This window comes from Brevibacillus sp. BC25, from assembly GCF_000282075.1.
Lineage (GTDB): Bacteria > Bacillota > Bacilli > Brevibacillales > Brevibacillaceae > Brevibacillus.
Window position 1 is genome coordinate 1 of record NZ_AKIX01000079.1, and the last position, 12,885, is coordinate 12,885.

17 protein-coding genes are annotated in these 12,885 nt (G+C 44.5%); 10 read left to right on the top strand and 7 right to left on the bottom strand.

What is annotated here, in order from left to right; genetic code table 11:
- Positions 1-171: 171 nt before the first annotated feature.
- From PMI05_RS20745 to PMI05_RS20760, 4 genes are all read left to right on the top strand, one after another.
- Positions 172-894 (top strand): KDGP aldolase, encoded by a 723-nt coding sequence (locus PMI05_RS20745; RefSeq protein WP_007725905.1) that lies wholly within the window; start codon positions 172-174, stop codon positions 892-894.
- Between the two features lie 33 nt (positions 895-927).
- A complete protein-coding gene (locus PMI05_RS20750; RefSeq protein WP_007725907.1) occupies positions 928-1,185 on the top strand; it encodes an HPr family phosphocarrier protein in 258 nt (85 codons plus the stop codon).
- 337 nt (positions 1,186-1,522) lie between these two features.
- On the top strand, positions 1,523-2,527 hold the full coding sequence (locus PMI05_RS20755; RefSeq protein ID WP_007725909.1) for an aldo/keto reductase: 1,005 nt from the start codon (positions 1,523-1,525) through the stop codon (positions 2,525-2,527).
- Between the two features lie 20 nt (positions 2,528-2,547).
- Entirely contained in the window at positions 2,548-2,961 is a 414-nt protein-coding gene (locus PMI05_RS20760) for an SRPBCC family protein (RefSeq protein ID WP_007725910.1), read from the top strand.
- Positions 2,962-3,102: 141 nt separating this feature from the next.
- Here the strand turns inward: PMI05_RS20760 and PMI05_RS20765 are convergent, their stop codons facing one another.
- A complete protein-coding gene (locus PMI05_RS20765) occupies positions 3,103-3,807 on the bottom strand; it encodes a DUF4386 domain-containing protein (RefSeq protein WP_007725911.1) in 705 nt (234 codons plus the stop codon).
- A 150-nt stretch (positions 3,808-3,957) separates the two neighbouring features.
- Positions 3,958-4,302 (bottom strand): YkgJ family cysteine cluster protein, encoded by a 345-nt coding sequence (locus PMI05_RS20770; protein ID WP_039961102.1) that lies wholly within the window; start codon positions 4,300-4,302, stop codon positions 3,958-3,960.
- Between the two features lie 291 nt (positions 4,303-4,593).
- On the opposite strand from PMI05_RS20770, the gene PMI05_RS20775 reads away from it, so the two are divergent.
- Both PMI05_RS20775 and PMI05_RS20780 read left to right on the top strand, forming a co-directional pair.
- Positions 4,594-5,283 carry a Crp/Fnr family transcriptional regulator gene (locus PMI05_RS20775; RefSeq protein ID WP_007725913.1) on the top strand — a complete coding sequence of 230 codons (690 nt, stop codon included), beginning with the start codon at positions 4,594-4,596 and terminating at the stop codon, positions 5,281-5,283.
- 121 nt (positions 5,284-5,404) lie between these two features.
- Positions 5,405-6,403: a Gfo/Idh/MocA family protein gene (locus PMI05_RS20780; RefSeq protein WP_007725914.1), complete on the top strand. Its 999-nt coding sequence runs from the start codon at positions 5,405-5,407 to the stop codon at positions 6,401-6,403.
- Here the strand turns inward: PMI05_RS20780 and PMI05_RS20785 are convergent.
- The 3 genes from PMI05_RS20785 to PMI05_RS20795 form a co-directional block, all read right to left on the bottom strand.
- Positions 6,388-6,924 carry a GNAT family N-acetyltransferase gene (locus tag PMI05_RS20785; protein WP_081496855.1) on the bottom strand — a complete coding sequence of 179 codons (537 nt, stop codon included), beginning with the start codon at positions 6,922-6,924 and terminating at the stop codon, positions 6,388-6,390. The two genes, PMI05_RS20780 and PMI05_RS20785, sit on opposite strands and share 16 nt — an antisense overlap.
- Positions 6,925-6,988: 64 nt before the next feature.
- Entirely contained in the window at positions 6,989-7,480 is a 492-nt protein-coding gene (locus PMI05_RS20790; RefSeq protein ID WP_007725918.1) for a GNAT family N-acetyltransferase, read from the bottom strand.
- A gap of 173 nt (positions 7,481-7,653) precedes the next feature.
- Positions 7,654-8,328 (bottom strand): O-methyltransferase, encoded by a 675-nt coding sequence (locus tag PMI05_RS20795; RefSeq protein ID WP_007725919.1) that lies wholly within the window; start codon positions 8,326-8,328, stop codon positions 7,654-7,656.
- 615 nt (positions 8,329-8,943) lie between these two features.
- Here PMI05_RS20795 and PMI05_RS20800 point away from each other — a divergent pair.
- Positions 8,944-9,396 carry a YhcN/YlaJ family sporulation lipoprotein gene (locus PMI05_RS20800; protein ID WP_007725920.1) on the top strand — a complete coding sequence of 151 codons (453 nt, stop codon included), beginning with the start codon at positions 8,944-8,946 and terminating at the stop codon, positions 9,394-9,396.
- A gap of 136 nt (positions 9,397-9,532) precedes the next feature.
- On the opposite strand, the gene PMI05_RS20805 is transcribed toward PMI05_RS20800, so the two are convergent.
- Positions 9,533-9,769: a hypothetical protein gene (locus tag PMI05_RS20805; RefSeq protein WP_007725921.1), complete on the bottom strand. Its 237-nt coding sequence runs from the start codon at positions 9,767-9,769 to the stop codon at positions 9,533-9,535.
- 178 nt (positions 9,770-9,947) lie between these two features.
- On the opposite strand from PMI05_RS20805, the gene PMI05_RS20810 reads away from it, so the two are divergent.
- Both PMI05_RS20810 and PMI05_RS20815 read left to right on the top strand, forming a co-directional pair.
- Positions 9,948-10,922 carry a bile acid:sodium symporter family protein gene (locus PMI05_RS20810; protein WP_007725922.1) on the top strand — a complete coding sequence of 325 codons (975 nt, stop codon included), beginning with the start codon at positions 9,948-9,950 and terminating at the stop codon, positions 10,920-10,922.
- Between the two features lie 242 nt (positions 10,923-11,164).
- Positions 11,165-11,413, top strand: coding sequence for a YolD-like family protein (locus PMI05_RS20815; RefSeq protein ID WP_238543336.1), 249 nt, complete (start codon positions 11,165-11,167; stop codon positions 11,411-11,413).
- Positions 11,414-11,629: 216 nt separating this feature from the next.
- Here the strand turns inward: PMI05_RS20815 and PMI05_RS20820 are convergent, their stop codons facing one another.
- Positions 11,630-11,863 carry a hypothetical protein gene (locus tag PMI05_RS20820; RefSeq protein ID WP_007725927.1) on the bottom strand — a complete coding sequence of 78 codons (234 nt, stop codon included), beginning with the start codon at positions 11,861-11,863 and terminating at the stop codon, positions 11,630-11,632.
- A 175-nt stretch (positions 11,864-12,038) separates the two neighbouring features.
- Here PMI05_RS20820 and PMI05_RS20825 point away from each other — a divergent pair, with 175 nt between their 5' ends.
- Positions 12,039-12,593: a GNAT family N-acetyltransferase gene (locus PMI05_RS20825; protein WP_007725928.1), complete on the top strand. Its 555-nt coding sequence runs from the start codon at positions 12,039-12,041 to the stop codon at positions 12,591-12,593.
- The last annotated feature ends 292 nt before the right edge of the window (positions 12,594-12,885 follow it).

Genomic DNA, 12,885 nt, shown 5'->3' on the forward strand with positions numbered 1-12,885 from the left:
GCTTACACGCCAGCTGGAGCAAGGAAATCCAGCTATTTTTACCCGCAACCATTATGTGAATACGGGAGTGATTGCCTTTGATCCACGACCGTTTCACGAAGGGCAAGAGCACATCATTGCAGCGCGAATGAGGGAACTGCTGCAAAAACAGAGAGAAGGAGAATAACAAAAGTGGGCACACAAAAAATTCGTTTAAACCTTTTGGCAAGGGATGTAGAAAACGCAAAACAAATATGTTCCATAGCGGATGGCCGGGCTCTGGTTGGGATCTTGGTCAAAGGATTTGCGTCCGTAGAAGCAGCAATAACCGCTGTTGAACAATACCAGCAAGCAGGTGTACCAGTGTCTGTAGGGCTGGGCGCAGGTGATCCTACTCAATGGAAAAAAGTCGCTGAGGTCGCGGTGCAGACCCAACCGGATCACGTCAATCAGGTATTTCCGGCAGCAGGCTATACGCTCGGGGGGCTTCAGGCAGTCGGCAACACACATACCATCGTGAATGCATTGATTGCCCCCGGCGGACAATCAGGAAAGGTTCAAGTCACCACGGGACCAATGAGCAACAAAGTGTCTGAATTGCTCTCTTGCGATGCAGCCGCCGCGATGCTGGCGGAGATTGGCGTACACTCTGTCAAATTTTATCCAGTCGACGGGCTAGAAAGGCTGAATGAAATCAAGGCCATGGCAGAAGCAGCCGTACGTTACGGGATTCCCGTTTTTGAGCCGACTGGCGGAATTGATGCCGCTTCGATTCGTCCGATTGTGGAGGTATGCCTCGCCGCAGGTGCAAAGCAGGTCATTCCGCACATTTATACATCGATCGTCGACAAGGAAACGGGATTGACTCGTTTGGATCAAGTAGAAGAACTGCTGACTGCTATAGAAGGCCTGTAGCGATATTACCAGAAAGGGATAGGAGTGAATTAGATGAGAGAAAGACAGGTCATCGTCCAGTTGGCACAGGGATTACACGCGCGTCCGGCTACTTTGTTTGTGAAAGTGGCAGCTTCCTTTTCCAGTGAAATCGGATTGAACAAGGATGAGAAGAAGGTCAATGCCAAGAGTATTATCGGGGTCATGTCTCTTGCTGTTTCAAAAGGACAATCGGTCGTCTTGACAGCGGATGGTGCGGACGCGGAACAGGCGTTGGATGCGTTGGAGCACGTTTTGGTAGGTGTGGAGTAAAGGGGAGCGACAATCTGTGATGCACATTGGTGCACAGTGAAACGGGTTCGTTAGTGAAACAACATCAGCGGTAGTTTAAGACTTTATTATTAAGGTCTTAAACCGCCGCTTTTTCTTTTATTGGAACAGTCTAAAATTATCATCAAGAACCATGCTTCCTTGCAAATGGTTACTCCCAGGTTCCTACAGCACTAGAAAGTGCGTACTTTTTTTGATGTGACTACACCTCATAATGAGTCTCAAGATGATCATCACCTTTGAAAAAGACGATTATATCGTTTACGGGATGTCGTCGATACGAAAGTAGTAAATCACATCTTTTAGGAGGAGTTCATATATGAAGAACATTTTGCAAGGGAAACAACTTGGTTTTGGTACGGCGCCGCTGGGCAATATGTTCCGCAACATCCCGGAAGAAGAAGCGCTGGCTACTGTCGATGCAGCTTGGGAGAATGGCATCCGCTACTTTGACACCGCTCCATTCTATGGTGCCGGCTTGGCTGAGCTTCGCTTGGGTGAAGCCCTGGCGAAACGTCCGCGTGACGAATATGTGTTGAGCACAAAAGTTGGGCGTATCATCCTGGATGAACTGGAAGATCCAACTTCGCGTGATTTGGGAGAAAAAGGCGGACTGTTCGAATATGGTCGCAAAAATAAGATCCACGTGGACTACAGTGAAGACGGTACGCTTCGAACGATCGAGGACAGCCTGAAACGGTTGCAGACTGATCGCCTGGACATCGTCTACGTTCATGACATCGCACAGGACTTCTATGGCGATGAGTGGCTTTCCAAATTTGAAAGTGCTCGAAAAGGTGCATTTCGTTCCCTGACTCGTTTGCGTGATGAAGGCGTTATTAAGTCGTGGGGCCTCGGCGTAAACCGTGTAGAGCCAATCGAGATCGCAATGGCATTGGATGAAGCACAACCGGATGCCTTCTTGATGGCTGGTCGCTACTCCCTGCTGGATCATGACCGAGCCTTGCAACGTGTGATGCCAAACGCGGCAAAAATGAATGCCAAGATTATTGTTGGAGGGCCGTACAGCTCAGGTGTTTTGGCCGGAGGTACACACTTCGAGTATCAGAAAGCATCCCCTGAAATCATTGCAAAAGTCGATAGCATCAAAGCGATTGCCAATCGTCACAATATTAGTGTCAAGGCTGCTGCGCTGCAATTTGTGCTTGCGAATCCGGCAGTTGCTGCCGTCATCCCTGGTGCGAGTCGCCCAGATCGAATCACGGAAGACGTAGCTGCAATGAACGAAGTGATTCCTGCAGCATTCTGGCAGGAAATGCGTGAACAGAAACTGGTGGCGCAAGACGCTCCACTACCAATCTAACTATAAAAGGGGTAATCAACATGGCAAACACAATGGCAACCATTGAAATCTCTGCTTCTCCTGATCAAGTATGGAAATTGATCGGTGGATTTAACTCACTACCGGACTGGCTTCCTTATATTCCAAGCAGCGAACTGAGCGAAGGTGGACGGGTGCGTCGGTTGGAAAACCCGGATGGCGATGTGATTATTGAGCGCCTAGTAGGCTTCAATGAGAAAGAGTGCCATTACACCTACTCCATTATGCAAGCACCCTTTCCTGTTACCAATTATGAATCTACGATCCGCGTTCGTGAAAATGGTGGGAAAGGAACGCTGGTGGAATGGTCTGGTAATTTTACACCGGTAGGCGTTAGCGAGGATGAGGTTATCAAGCTGTTCCACGGAATCTATACAGATGGTCTGGAAGCATTGAAAAAAGCATTTCAAGCTTAATCAGTTGACCAAAAACAGATAAGGCAGCCGCGGTGTAGAACATGTTAACTTGTTCTATACTGCGGCTGCCTTTTTCGAATAGGGGGCCATGGATCAAAATACGTGGAATAATCAAGCCAGTTCGAATTGTTCTAGAGCTTTTCATTTTAATTGGGATACAGAATCCTGGTCCGTTGGATTGAATCCTTTCATGATTAACCATATAGCCAAAATCAATTGTTGAAAGGCTATCGGAACGTTCAATATCATATAGGCTGTATCCAGCCCGATGAAGCGAATCATAAATAATAAGCTTGCCAATATGGACAATGTAGACCCAATAAGACCCCAGACTGACAACCAACGTGGAACTAATTTTGTTTGGTAAAATATGTAGGTAAACAAGAACATAGCCAAAACAAATGCCAGTGTCGTTGCCACATGGTTGACCAAATCACGTCCTTCCCGTAACAATCCACCTAGGGTCTGAAAAGACGATACTTGCATAGTTCCAACTTTTGCAAATTCGTGGCTTACCGTCAATAGCAACAGAAGAGTGATTACACCAAGAATAATGAACACACCCGCAATGATGCCAAAAGCAACAGATCCAAGAGCTAAACCTTTATGATGTTTACTTAAAATCGGATACAACCAAATAGGAATACCAACATAGGCAACAATCATGAACAACTGGAAAAACGCCCCTAGCAGTACCTGGCTTTCATTTGTAGAAGCCTTGACAAGGTAGTCTGCTCCATCTATAACAGGAACAACACTTAATATACCTGTAACCAACCCGGCTATTAATAACACCCCAGTCATTACTGCTGACCTTCTAGCTACATTGGTACTCTTCCTCAACATAATTAGCCTCCTTCTCATACACTACCCGTGGCGGACCTTCCTCGGCATTTTTTATCGCGTATCAAGTGTAGAAAGTGAAGATGAGTATAGTTCAATGAGGCAGTCTATAACATGATTATTCAGCTGTGATCCATGATTTGCTCCATTTCTTTAAAAATGCTTCCAGGTAAAATCAATACTCAAATACCCAATATGTGTCTCCTTGAAGGTCAGCGTTTCCTTCGTCGCCAATTCTGGTTTGCGAAAACAGACAAGGTCTTTGTGATATCCAAAAGCGCGACAGACTTCCGGTCGAACGCTATGAATGCCACACTGATCTTTGTGTATGTCGTAGAAGATACAAGTCCCAAACAGTCTCGGTTGATTTTTCAGATCGTCACGGAGTTTCGTTGGAAGCGCTTTCAATTTCTTGTTTAACATTTTATATTCCTTCTCTGTTATAGGAACAGGACCACAGCACAATCCTTTACAGCCTTGGCAAGGCAATGCTTCCATATAATCTACAACCTTTCGTCATGTGATGTTTGTTAGAAAGAACAAAAAAGATGATCCTCGTTGATTCAGGAGATCATCTTAAGAACTACCGCATTCAATTGTGTTGGTTATTCAAAAATTCGGTAAGAAGAGAATACTGTCCTTTTATTATAACACATGTAGGAAGATTTTGACGACTGCTTTCGAAAGAATAGCTTATTGATCGTTGGAAAACAGCTTGTGGTATAATCTACCTGCCACTTAAGTCTTAGACGATTCACTACAATTAGAATGGAAAGAGAGGAAGTCCATATGCAGCTCTCCCAATTGATAAAAAAGTACGAGAAGCTGGGCAGCATGTTGACAGAGATTCCCTCTGAGATCCGTGATCGGTTTATCGTCAGGAAATTTCCCAGGGATACTGTCATTTGCAAAAAAGACGAAGTCATCCGTCATGTATATATCATCTGCGCAGGGACCATGCGGATTGTAAACGAGTTTGACAATGGCAATATCTATGCATTTACGGATACAGAACCGTATACATGGATTGGAGATACGGAACTATTGGCGGGGGTTCACCGCTACGATTGTACAGTCGAATCGGTTACGGACTGCACGACGCTCCAGATGAGTCGCGAAGACTTTCTCACTTGTTTTGAAAGCAGTCACGTCTTTGCGAAGGAACTCGCCAGAACAATTGCCAACAAGGTCCATCACCGGTCTTCCAAGATCGGGGAAAACATTTTTTATCCGGTTCTCTATAATATGGCGTCTCTTCTGATCCAACTCGCCCAAGAGAATGCGGTCGACAACAAGGCAGCGATAATACTTTTGAAGCGTCAACATATGGCGGAACGTTTGGGCATTAGCATCAGATCGGTCAACAGGGCAATCAAACGGTTGAGAGAAAATCACTATTTGTCCATCGCGAAGGGGAAAATTGTGATCGAACCGGAGCAGCTTCTGAGACTGATGCAAGCGGTCGATCAATTTAAATAAATGGGACCACCATGAGGGACTCTTTCTTTTAAAAAGGGACAGTCGTCCTTTTTTCGTTTTATCAGCAGGGATATGATCGAAATACGTCAGACAACATCCTGAATGAATGGGAGAGAAAACAGTGAGGAATTCAAAACTTTGTTTTATCGGAGCCGGCTTCCATGCGACAACGAATATTATTCCATCAGCCGTGCAAGCGGGGGCAGTCATCCAGGCAATTGCTACTCGCAGTATGGAACGGTCGACAGCTGCCCTCCAGCGATTCGGAAGCAGGGGGACAGCTTACGACAACTATAATAGCATGCTCAAACAAGAGAATTGCGATGGAGTGGTAATCGTAGCTCAGCCACATGATCAATTTTCTTTGGTGCTGGATTGCGTTCGTGCAGGCAAAAATGTGTACGTGGACAAGCCGCTGGGATGGAATGCGAAAGAAGCGGCTCAGATCGCCGATGCAGCCGATCAAGCCGGAGTAGTGCTGATGGTGGGGTTTATGAAACGTTATGCGCCTTGCTACATGAAAGTAAAAGAATTGATTTCTGCGGGGACAATGGGAGAGGCGCGTTCCTTTCAATTGACATTCACTGTTGACAGCACGCCGTTTTGCACAAATGAGGAAGAGTTCATGAAGCTTGTCGCCATTCACATGGTTGATCTGATGCGGTACTTGTTCGGTGAAGTATCGCAAGTATCCGGGTTTAGCAATAACGACAACCGAAGAATTGCAAACACGCTCTCCTTGCAATTTGAAAATGGGGTTGTCGGGAGTGTTTATTTTGCGGGAATGAGCGCATGGTCACGGGAAAGCGAAAGTTTGCTCGTTACATTTGACCACGGATATGTGCGGGCAAATGATGTCGAAACGCTCACGATTCATCAGTCGTTGCCAACGGATGCTGCATCGTGGAAATCATTGACGGAGCAGGTTGCCGTTTTCAGCCCTTCCATCTCAACCATGTCAGGAGGGGTGAAAGACCTGTATTTGCGGGGCTTTGTGGGGGAAATGGTGCATTTTATGAAATGCTGTAAAGAGGGCGTGACTCCGCAGTCGAGCGGACGCGACAATGTAGCTACTATGTCGCTCTGTGACCGAATTTTACATGTTCAAAAAGGGAAGTGAAGGGGCTGCCATAAAGCAGGCCCCTTTTTGTAATACAACCATTCACCGTTGCAGTCCTCGTCGTCCCCAGTCAGGCCATCTAAGACGCGTTCAAACGAGAAGCCGAGCTTCTCAATGATACGGAGCGATGCTTTGTTGTCTGGATGTGCTTTTGCGTACAATCGATCCAATCCGATTACATCAAATGCGTATGCAGTAAGAGCGGAGGCAGCTTCAAAAGCGAAGCCGTTCCCCCAATAATCCCGTCCGATTAAATAATAGAGCTCTTTTTCTGGAGCCAGAAAATCAAGAACGCCAAGACCACACCAGCCAATGAACCTGCCAGTAGCCTTTTCGCGTATGGCCACAGAATATTTAAAAGGCTTGTCAAAAGGGGTGTCATAACTGCTTCGTAGCCAGTGAAATAACCGTTTGTAGTTTTCCAGAGGCATTACGTCCATGTGCAGGTAAGTAAACAACTCTGGGTTTTGCATGAGTTCAAAATATTCCATCAAATCATCTTCTACGTAGGGACGGATGATAAGGCGAAAAAAATGATTGCTGCATAAAAAAGAGGAGAAGCGCTCACTGTAAGCGCTTCTGAACTCATGTGTGTTTGATCAGAATGAGTTCTTCCACTTCTTCGCCTCGTGCTTCCGAAAATGCCCGATCGACACCGAAAGACTGAAAACCGTTTTTTTCTAACACACGAATGGATGCGATGTTGTCATGGGCGACACGCGCATATACAGGACGTGTTCGGAGCTCCTCTAAAAAGAGAGTAAGTGCATTTGTCGCGATTCCTTTGCCCCAAAAAGTTTTGTCAATCCAGTATCCAATCGTAGGCAAGCCAAACAGCTCAAAGCACAAAACATTACCGACAATCTGCCCATTCATGACAATGGTTCTTTTCACAATCGAATCATTGTTCAAAATTCTTGTCCAATGAGCGGTGAATCCGTCTCTATCTTCAGGGTCCTTGACAGTAAAGGCTGCCATCTTATGAGCAGATTTGTCCAATTGCTGGGTGAAAAATATAGGTAGATCTGCCTCTGTTACTTCTCGTAAATCGAGGGACCGATCACGCAATGGCTCCAAGGAAAAGCACCTCCAAAAAACACAGGTTATTCTCTCTTCACCAACACTTTGATAATCAACGATAGTACCGCGAGAACCAAAATGACATTAGCGATGAGCATAAAGCTAGGTAAACCAAGCCAAAACAAGATGTACACACTCCTACTCGTTACAACCTTTGAAAGTGAAAAAGACTAGTTCTCCCCGGTGACAAGCATGATCGCAAAGCCATCATAGCCCTTGCTGCCAACTGTCTGTACAACGGTTCCACGGACACGATGCTCTTCAGCTACCATATCGGTGAATTGACGTACACCGACAATATTGGGATCCGTGCTTGTTTCGTCCACGACTTGACCACTTCGTACAACATTATCCGTGATAATCACAGTACCTTTGCGAGAGAGCTTTAATGCCCATTGGAAATAGTCGGGGTTTCCTTTTTTATCTGCATCGATAAAAATAAAATCAAAAGGACCCTGATTTTCTTTGTAAAGTTGGATGAGAGAATCAAGGGCAAGCCCGACTTTCACTTCCACGATCTGATCCAGTCCTGCGCGGGCAATGTTCGATTGTGCAACCTCTGCATGCTCCGGATCATATTCGAGAGTAATGAGACGACCGTCTGCTGGAAGTGCGCGGGCTAGCCAGATGGTACTGTATCCACCGAGAGTGCCAATTTCCAAAATCGAACGAGCTCCTTGGATTCGTGCTAACAGATGAAGGAATTTACCTTGATTGGGTGATACATCAATAGCTGGAAGCCCTGCAGCTGCGTTCTCTTGAAGAACTGTGTCTAGAACGGAATCGGCTTCCAGTAATTTATCCGTAAAATAGTGATCAACCGCTGTCCATTGCTCTCTATTCATGATCTCAACTCCTCAAGATTTTACAGGGATATCATAACACGATTAGCAACTTCTGGCTGGCTTTTTTGTAGCTGTTAACACATTTCAGCGGAGGGCTTCTATGGTCGATTAAGCCTTATAGGTAATATTTTCACCTGTTACCATTATTTTCGCATAGCGTGAACGATGAGTTTTCAAGATAATAGAAAAGTAATCCAAGCTAGCTAGTATAATCCAACCTTGGGGATTCTATTCTACGCGTTCGACTAAATGATGCAGTCAAAGTCGGCGCAATTTTTTTATTCCATCTATAGGTAAATGTACCTATTATTGTTCGTTGTCAACAGAAATGAAGTCCTATAAGATAATATCATTCACGTATGATAGATACGCGTACTACCCCGTACGCCCCAACCACTTTTTGTTGGTTGGGATTTTTTTTGTTCTATTTTATATCCAGTTATCTCCTATCGCGTTTCGATGCGATTTTTTATATCCTTGTATATAGGACTCGAAACGTTCTTGGGGTCCGCGGTGACTCAAATTATGCAGAGGAGTCACCGCTTTTTTCTTTACATACTTCCTCCGAACCAGGTCAAGCTAGTAACAGGTGATTTTGGTCAGGAGGTGTTTTGTGTGCGGGCAACTTTCGTGGTTTTGACACTAGCTTTTGCTTTGACCGTAACGGGGTGTACGAAGCAGTCTGGTACAGAGACCAAGCAAAAAACGGAAGCGGAGCCGTTGTGCATGCCTGTTCCCGTCAGACATTATCAATGGGAAGAGCGGGCGAGATCGATTACAGCTAGCGTGAAGGGCATAGACAAAATAGTGGTTATGCAAATCGATAAAGAGCTCGATGTGGCTATTCAAGTGACGAATTTTAATCGGTTCAAGCTGGAATCGATTCAAAAAGAAGTCGGAAAGAAATTAAAAGAGGCCTTCCCAGATGCCAATATTCATGTGACAGCTGACAAGCGATTGATAAAAGATTTGCAAAGGCTAAGTGACGAACAGTGGCCAACTGATGTAAAAACGGCATGCCAGAAGAAGAAATCCTTAAAAGAACTGGAAAAGAAAATGAAGGGATAGCCTGGTTCCCAAACCTCACACACTACATGGGTAGAGTGAGGTTTTTGCTGTCTATTTTGGTAGAACGATCAAAAAGTATTGATTATTCTGTGATTTCATGATAGAGAAGAACTCCCTGACTGGGAGTCTATATAGGCTAGTGGTGATCATGATCGTAATAATGCGCGCGCTCTCGATCCCGATGGAGGTCGATGCCGCGTAATTCACCCTTTGCTTTTTCCACAAGAACTTGATAATCTCTTACCACTTCCGTCAAGGTCGTAACGGATTCTTTATAGTCGGGATCATTACAGATTCCATCTATCGCTCGATGGAGGTGATACATCTTATCTTCGGTTTTTCGGATAAATTCTACCCAATCCATTCCGTTCATAAAATACCTCCTTTCCGTCATAGGCTTTACTCCCATGCTCGAAAGTATGCAAGGTGAAATTGCGAATAAATGATGCGTATGCAATCTAATAATGAACTTTGGTCTTGTAACAATAATCTGTTCATGATAACATACCTCACATCAATAGCATCAAAGGACGAGACTTGAGGTGTATCAGATGAACGGGTTAGCCAAACTGAATCGATCGCTTGAGAAAATCATGCCCATACTAACGCCGAGTAGTGTTGCCATTGGCGTAATAGCCGGGACACATTTACAACCGTTTGCTTTTTTGTCTCCTTGGGTGTTTGCCTTCATGACATTTGCCGGCAGTCTGGGTTCAGGATTTAAAGAATTTGCAAAGGTACTGACCAGACCGCTTCCTTTAATCGTCAACTTGTTGATTCTTCATGCACTTATGCCGCTTGTTGCTTGGTCAATGGCACGGTTATTTTATCCGGATGATATCCATGTCATTACGGGCTTTTTGTTGGCGGCCTTAATTCCCACAGGGATCACGAGCTTTTTGTGGTCATCGATTTATTTCGGGAACATCGCACTGACACTATCCATTATTTTGTTGGATACGATGCTCTCCCCATTGATTGTTCCGTTGGGGATGTCCTTGTTTTTAGGGGCAAAAGTCGAGATGGATTTAGCTGAACTGATGAAGGGTTTGTTTTATATGATTGTGTTGCCGTCTCTTGTCGGTATGCTGCTCAATCATTTATCAAAAGGGAACGTCAAAAAAACGCTGGCACCAAAATTAGCGCCATTTTCTAAGATGGGAATGGGGGTTGTCGTCGCGATCAACAGCTCGATGGTCTCTTCTTACTTTCATATGATGGACGCTAAGCTGGTGGGAATGGCGGTCCTCGTACTGGTTGTAGCCATTTTGGGTTATGTAATGGGGTGGGGGATAGCGCGGCTATTCGGATGGGAGCGTGATATTATTGTCACGTTAACCTTCAACAGTGGGATGCGAAACATTAGTGCAGGGGCAGTTATGGCGATCACGTACTTTCCTGCGCCTGTTGCACTTCCCGTTGTTCTCGGTATGCTTTTTCAGCAAATACTCGCTTCTACCTTCGGAAAGTTTTTGGAGCTGGTCGAGAAAAGACCGCAGCATCAACCACAGGAACTATCAAGATAAAAGCAAGAGCCGTTTTCCAAAACCAATGGGAAAACGGCTTTTTTCTTTTGGCGCCCTCAACCCAAAATAATTCCTTTGGTCCATTTGACAATGCGAACGCTCAATTCATGCGGTTCAAATGAAGAAAATGAAAAAAGGGTTGCGAACTTATGTTCGTAATCACTATAATGTAATTACAATTTCCCACACATGATGAGTATCTGGATATCAAATGTTCGTAATTAGGCGGGTGGAAAAGCGTGGTGAACGGCAATTTTGAAGTAACGAACGAAGAAAGAGAGGCATTTATGTACATGCTGCGAGATTCGGCAAGAGAGAATTATCCCTTGAATGTGAGCTGGTGTGTGTCCTTTGAGGGGGAGCGGGGGAATACGTGTAGCATGTGGGGTGTGGTCAAATGGGTAGACCCGAAGGCGAGACGTGTTCAATTAGCAAACCAAACGGGTAGTCAATGGATCGAGATGGAGAAAATTATCAATGTTCATGCATAGTGTGTGTATAGAAACCTTACGTGAAGTCGACTCGTCGTAAGGCTTCTTTACTTTTTTGCACAAAGAAGGAAGTTCATATGTCACGAAACCTAACATTAAAATGCGGAAAATTCGAAAGTTTGATTGAATTTTGGTTTTGTTGTGTTAGAATATATTACATAGCTTGCATTCTCTCCACTTCCTATTTTGACCCAATCATTGGGTCCTTTTTTTTGCCTATGTTCCATTCTTCGGATATGGCTTCCCATCCGTTTGAAATAACTTGCTCACCATTCCGTAAAGACGACCTGACATGTTAGGAAAAACGAAGGAGTATTGATTCGCTCCTTGATTCAGCAAGACGATCGGAGCTTCCACGATGTAGGGGATTTTCATTAGATCGAGCATCTTCTTATATTCCTCTACCTTGGAATGGTCGACCGTATAATAAAATGATTTGGAAAAATTCATGCGAGCACGCTCCTTTCCCATATTGTAGCATATCCACAGTTTGCCGTATAAATGAACATAATAAATATTATGTAAACAAATTGATTCCCTCTCTTCTTATGAAGAGAGAAGATTCACAAAAACTTCTACCCATGATAGAATAAAAGACCAAAATTTTACCAATAGGAGAAAAATGATGATAATCAGCCAACAACTACTTTCTGTGAACGGGTTATCCTACACGATTCGCTCTGCAATGGAAACAGATGCACAACAATTGTCGGAACTGCGACTGCAAATCGATGGAGAGACAGAAAATTTGGACAGAGAAAGAGGAGAGGCTTTCATCGATGTGCAAGGATTCGAACACATCATCCATACGGATGCAGAAAGTCCAAGAAACTTGTTTTTAGTTGCTGTTGTACAGGATCGGATTGTCGGGTTTTCCAGATGTGCAGGTGTTTACTTAAACAGATTTGCGCACAAAGTAGAGTTTGGTGTATGCGTCTTGCAAGAGTTCTGGGGTTATGGCATTGGGAAAAATCTCTTGCAAGAATCGATAGCCTGGGCAGACGCCAACCACATCACCAAAATGACGTTGAATGTAATGCAAACGAATGCGAAGGCAATTGAGCTGTACAAACGGTTTGGCTTTGAAATCGAAGGAGTACTCAAAAACGACAAAGTTCTTTCCGATGGCAATTACTACAACACAATTATTATGGGAAGATTCAAAATAACAGGAGAGTAGCATGACGAGAAAACGAGCGAGAGAAGTGGCGTACTTATCGGGAGGGGTATCCCGGGTACGTAAAATGCGATTACGGATGTAAAAGGAGTGCGGGTCGGCTAGAAAAACAGAACCGTACATGCATTGCCACTGAACGTTTCGTTAGAAATCATGTCTCGTTAAATGAAAAAACTCCGCTAGTGATAGCGGAGTTTTGTTGTCTGATCATCTGTTAAACAGTTGTTTAACTGCTGAAGAAGCTACGGCTGGAGCGCTTTCTTTTATAATGAGAGCTGCCGTAATGGGAATGTCC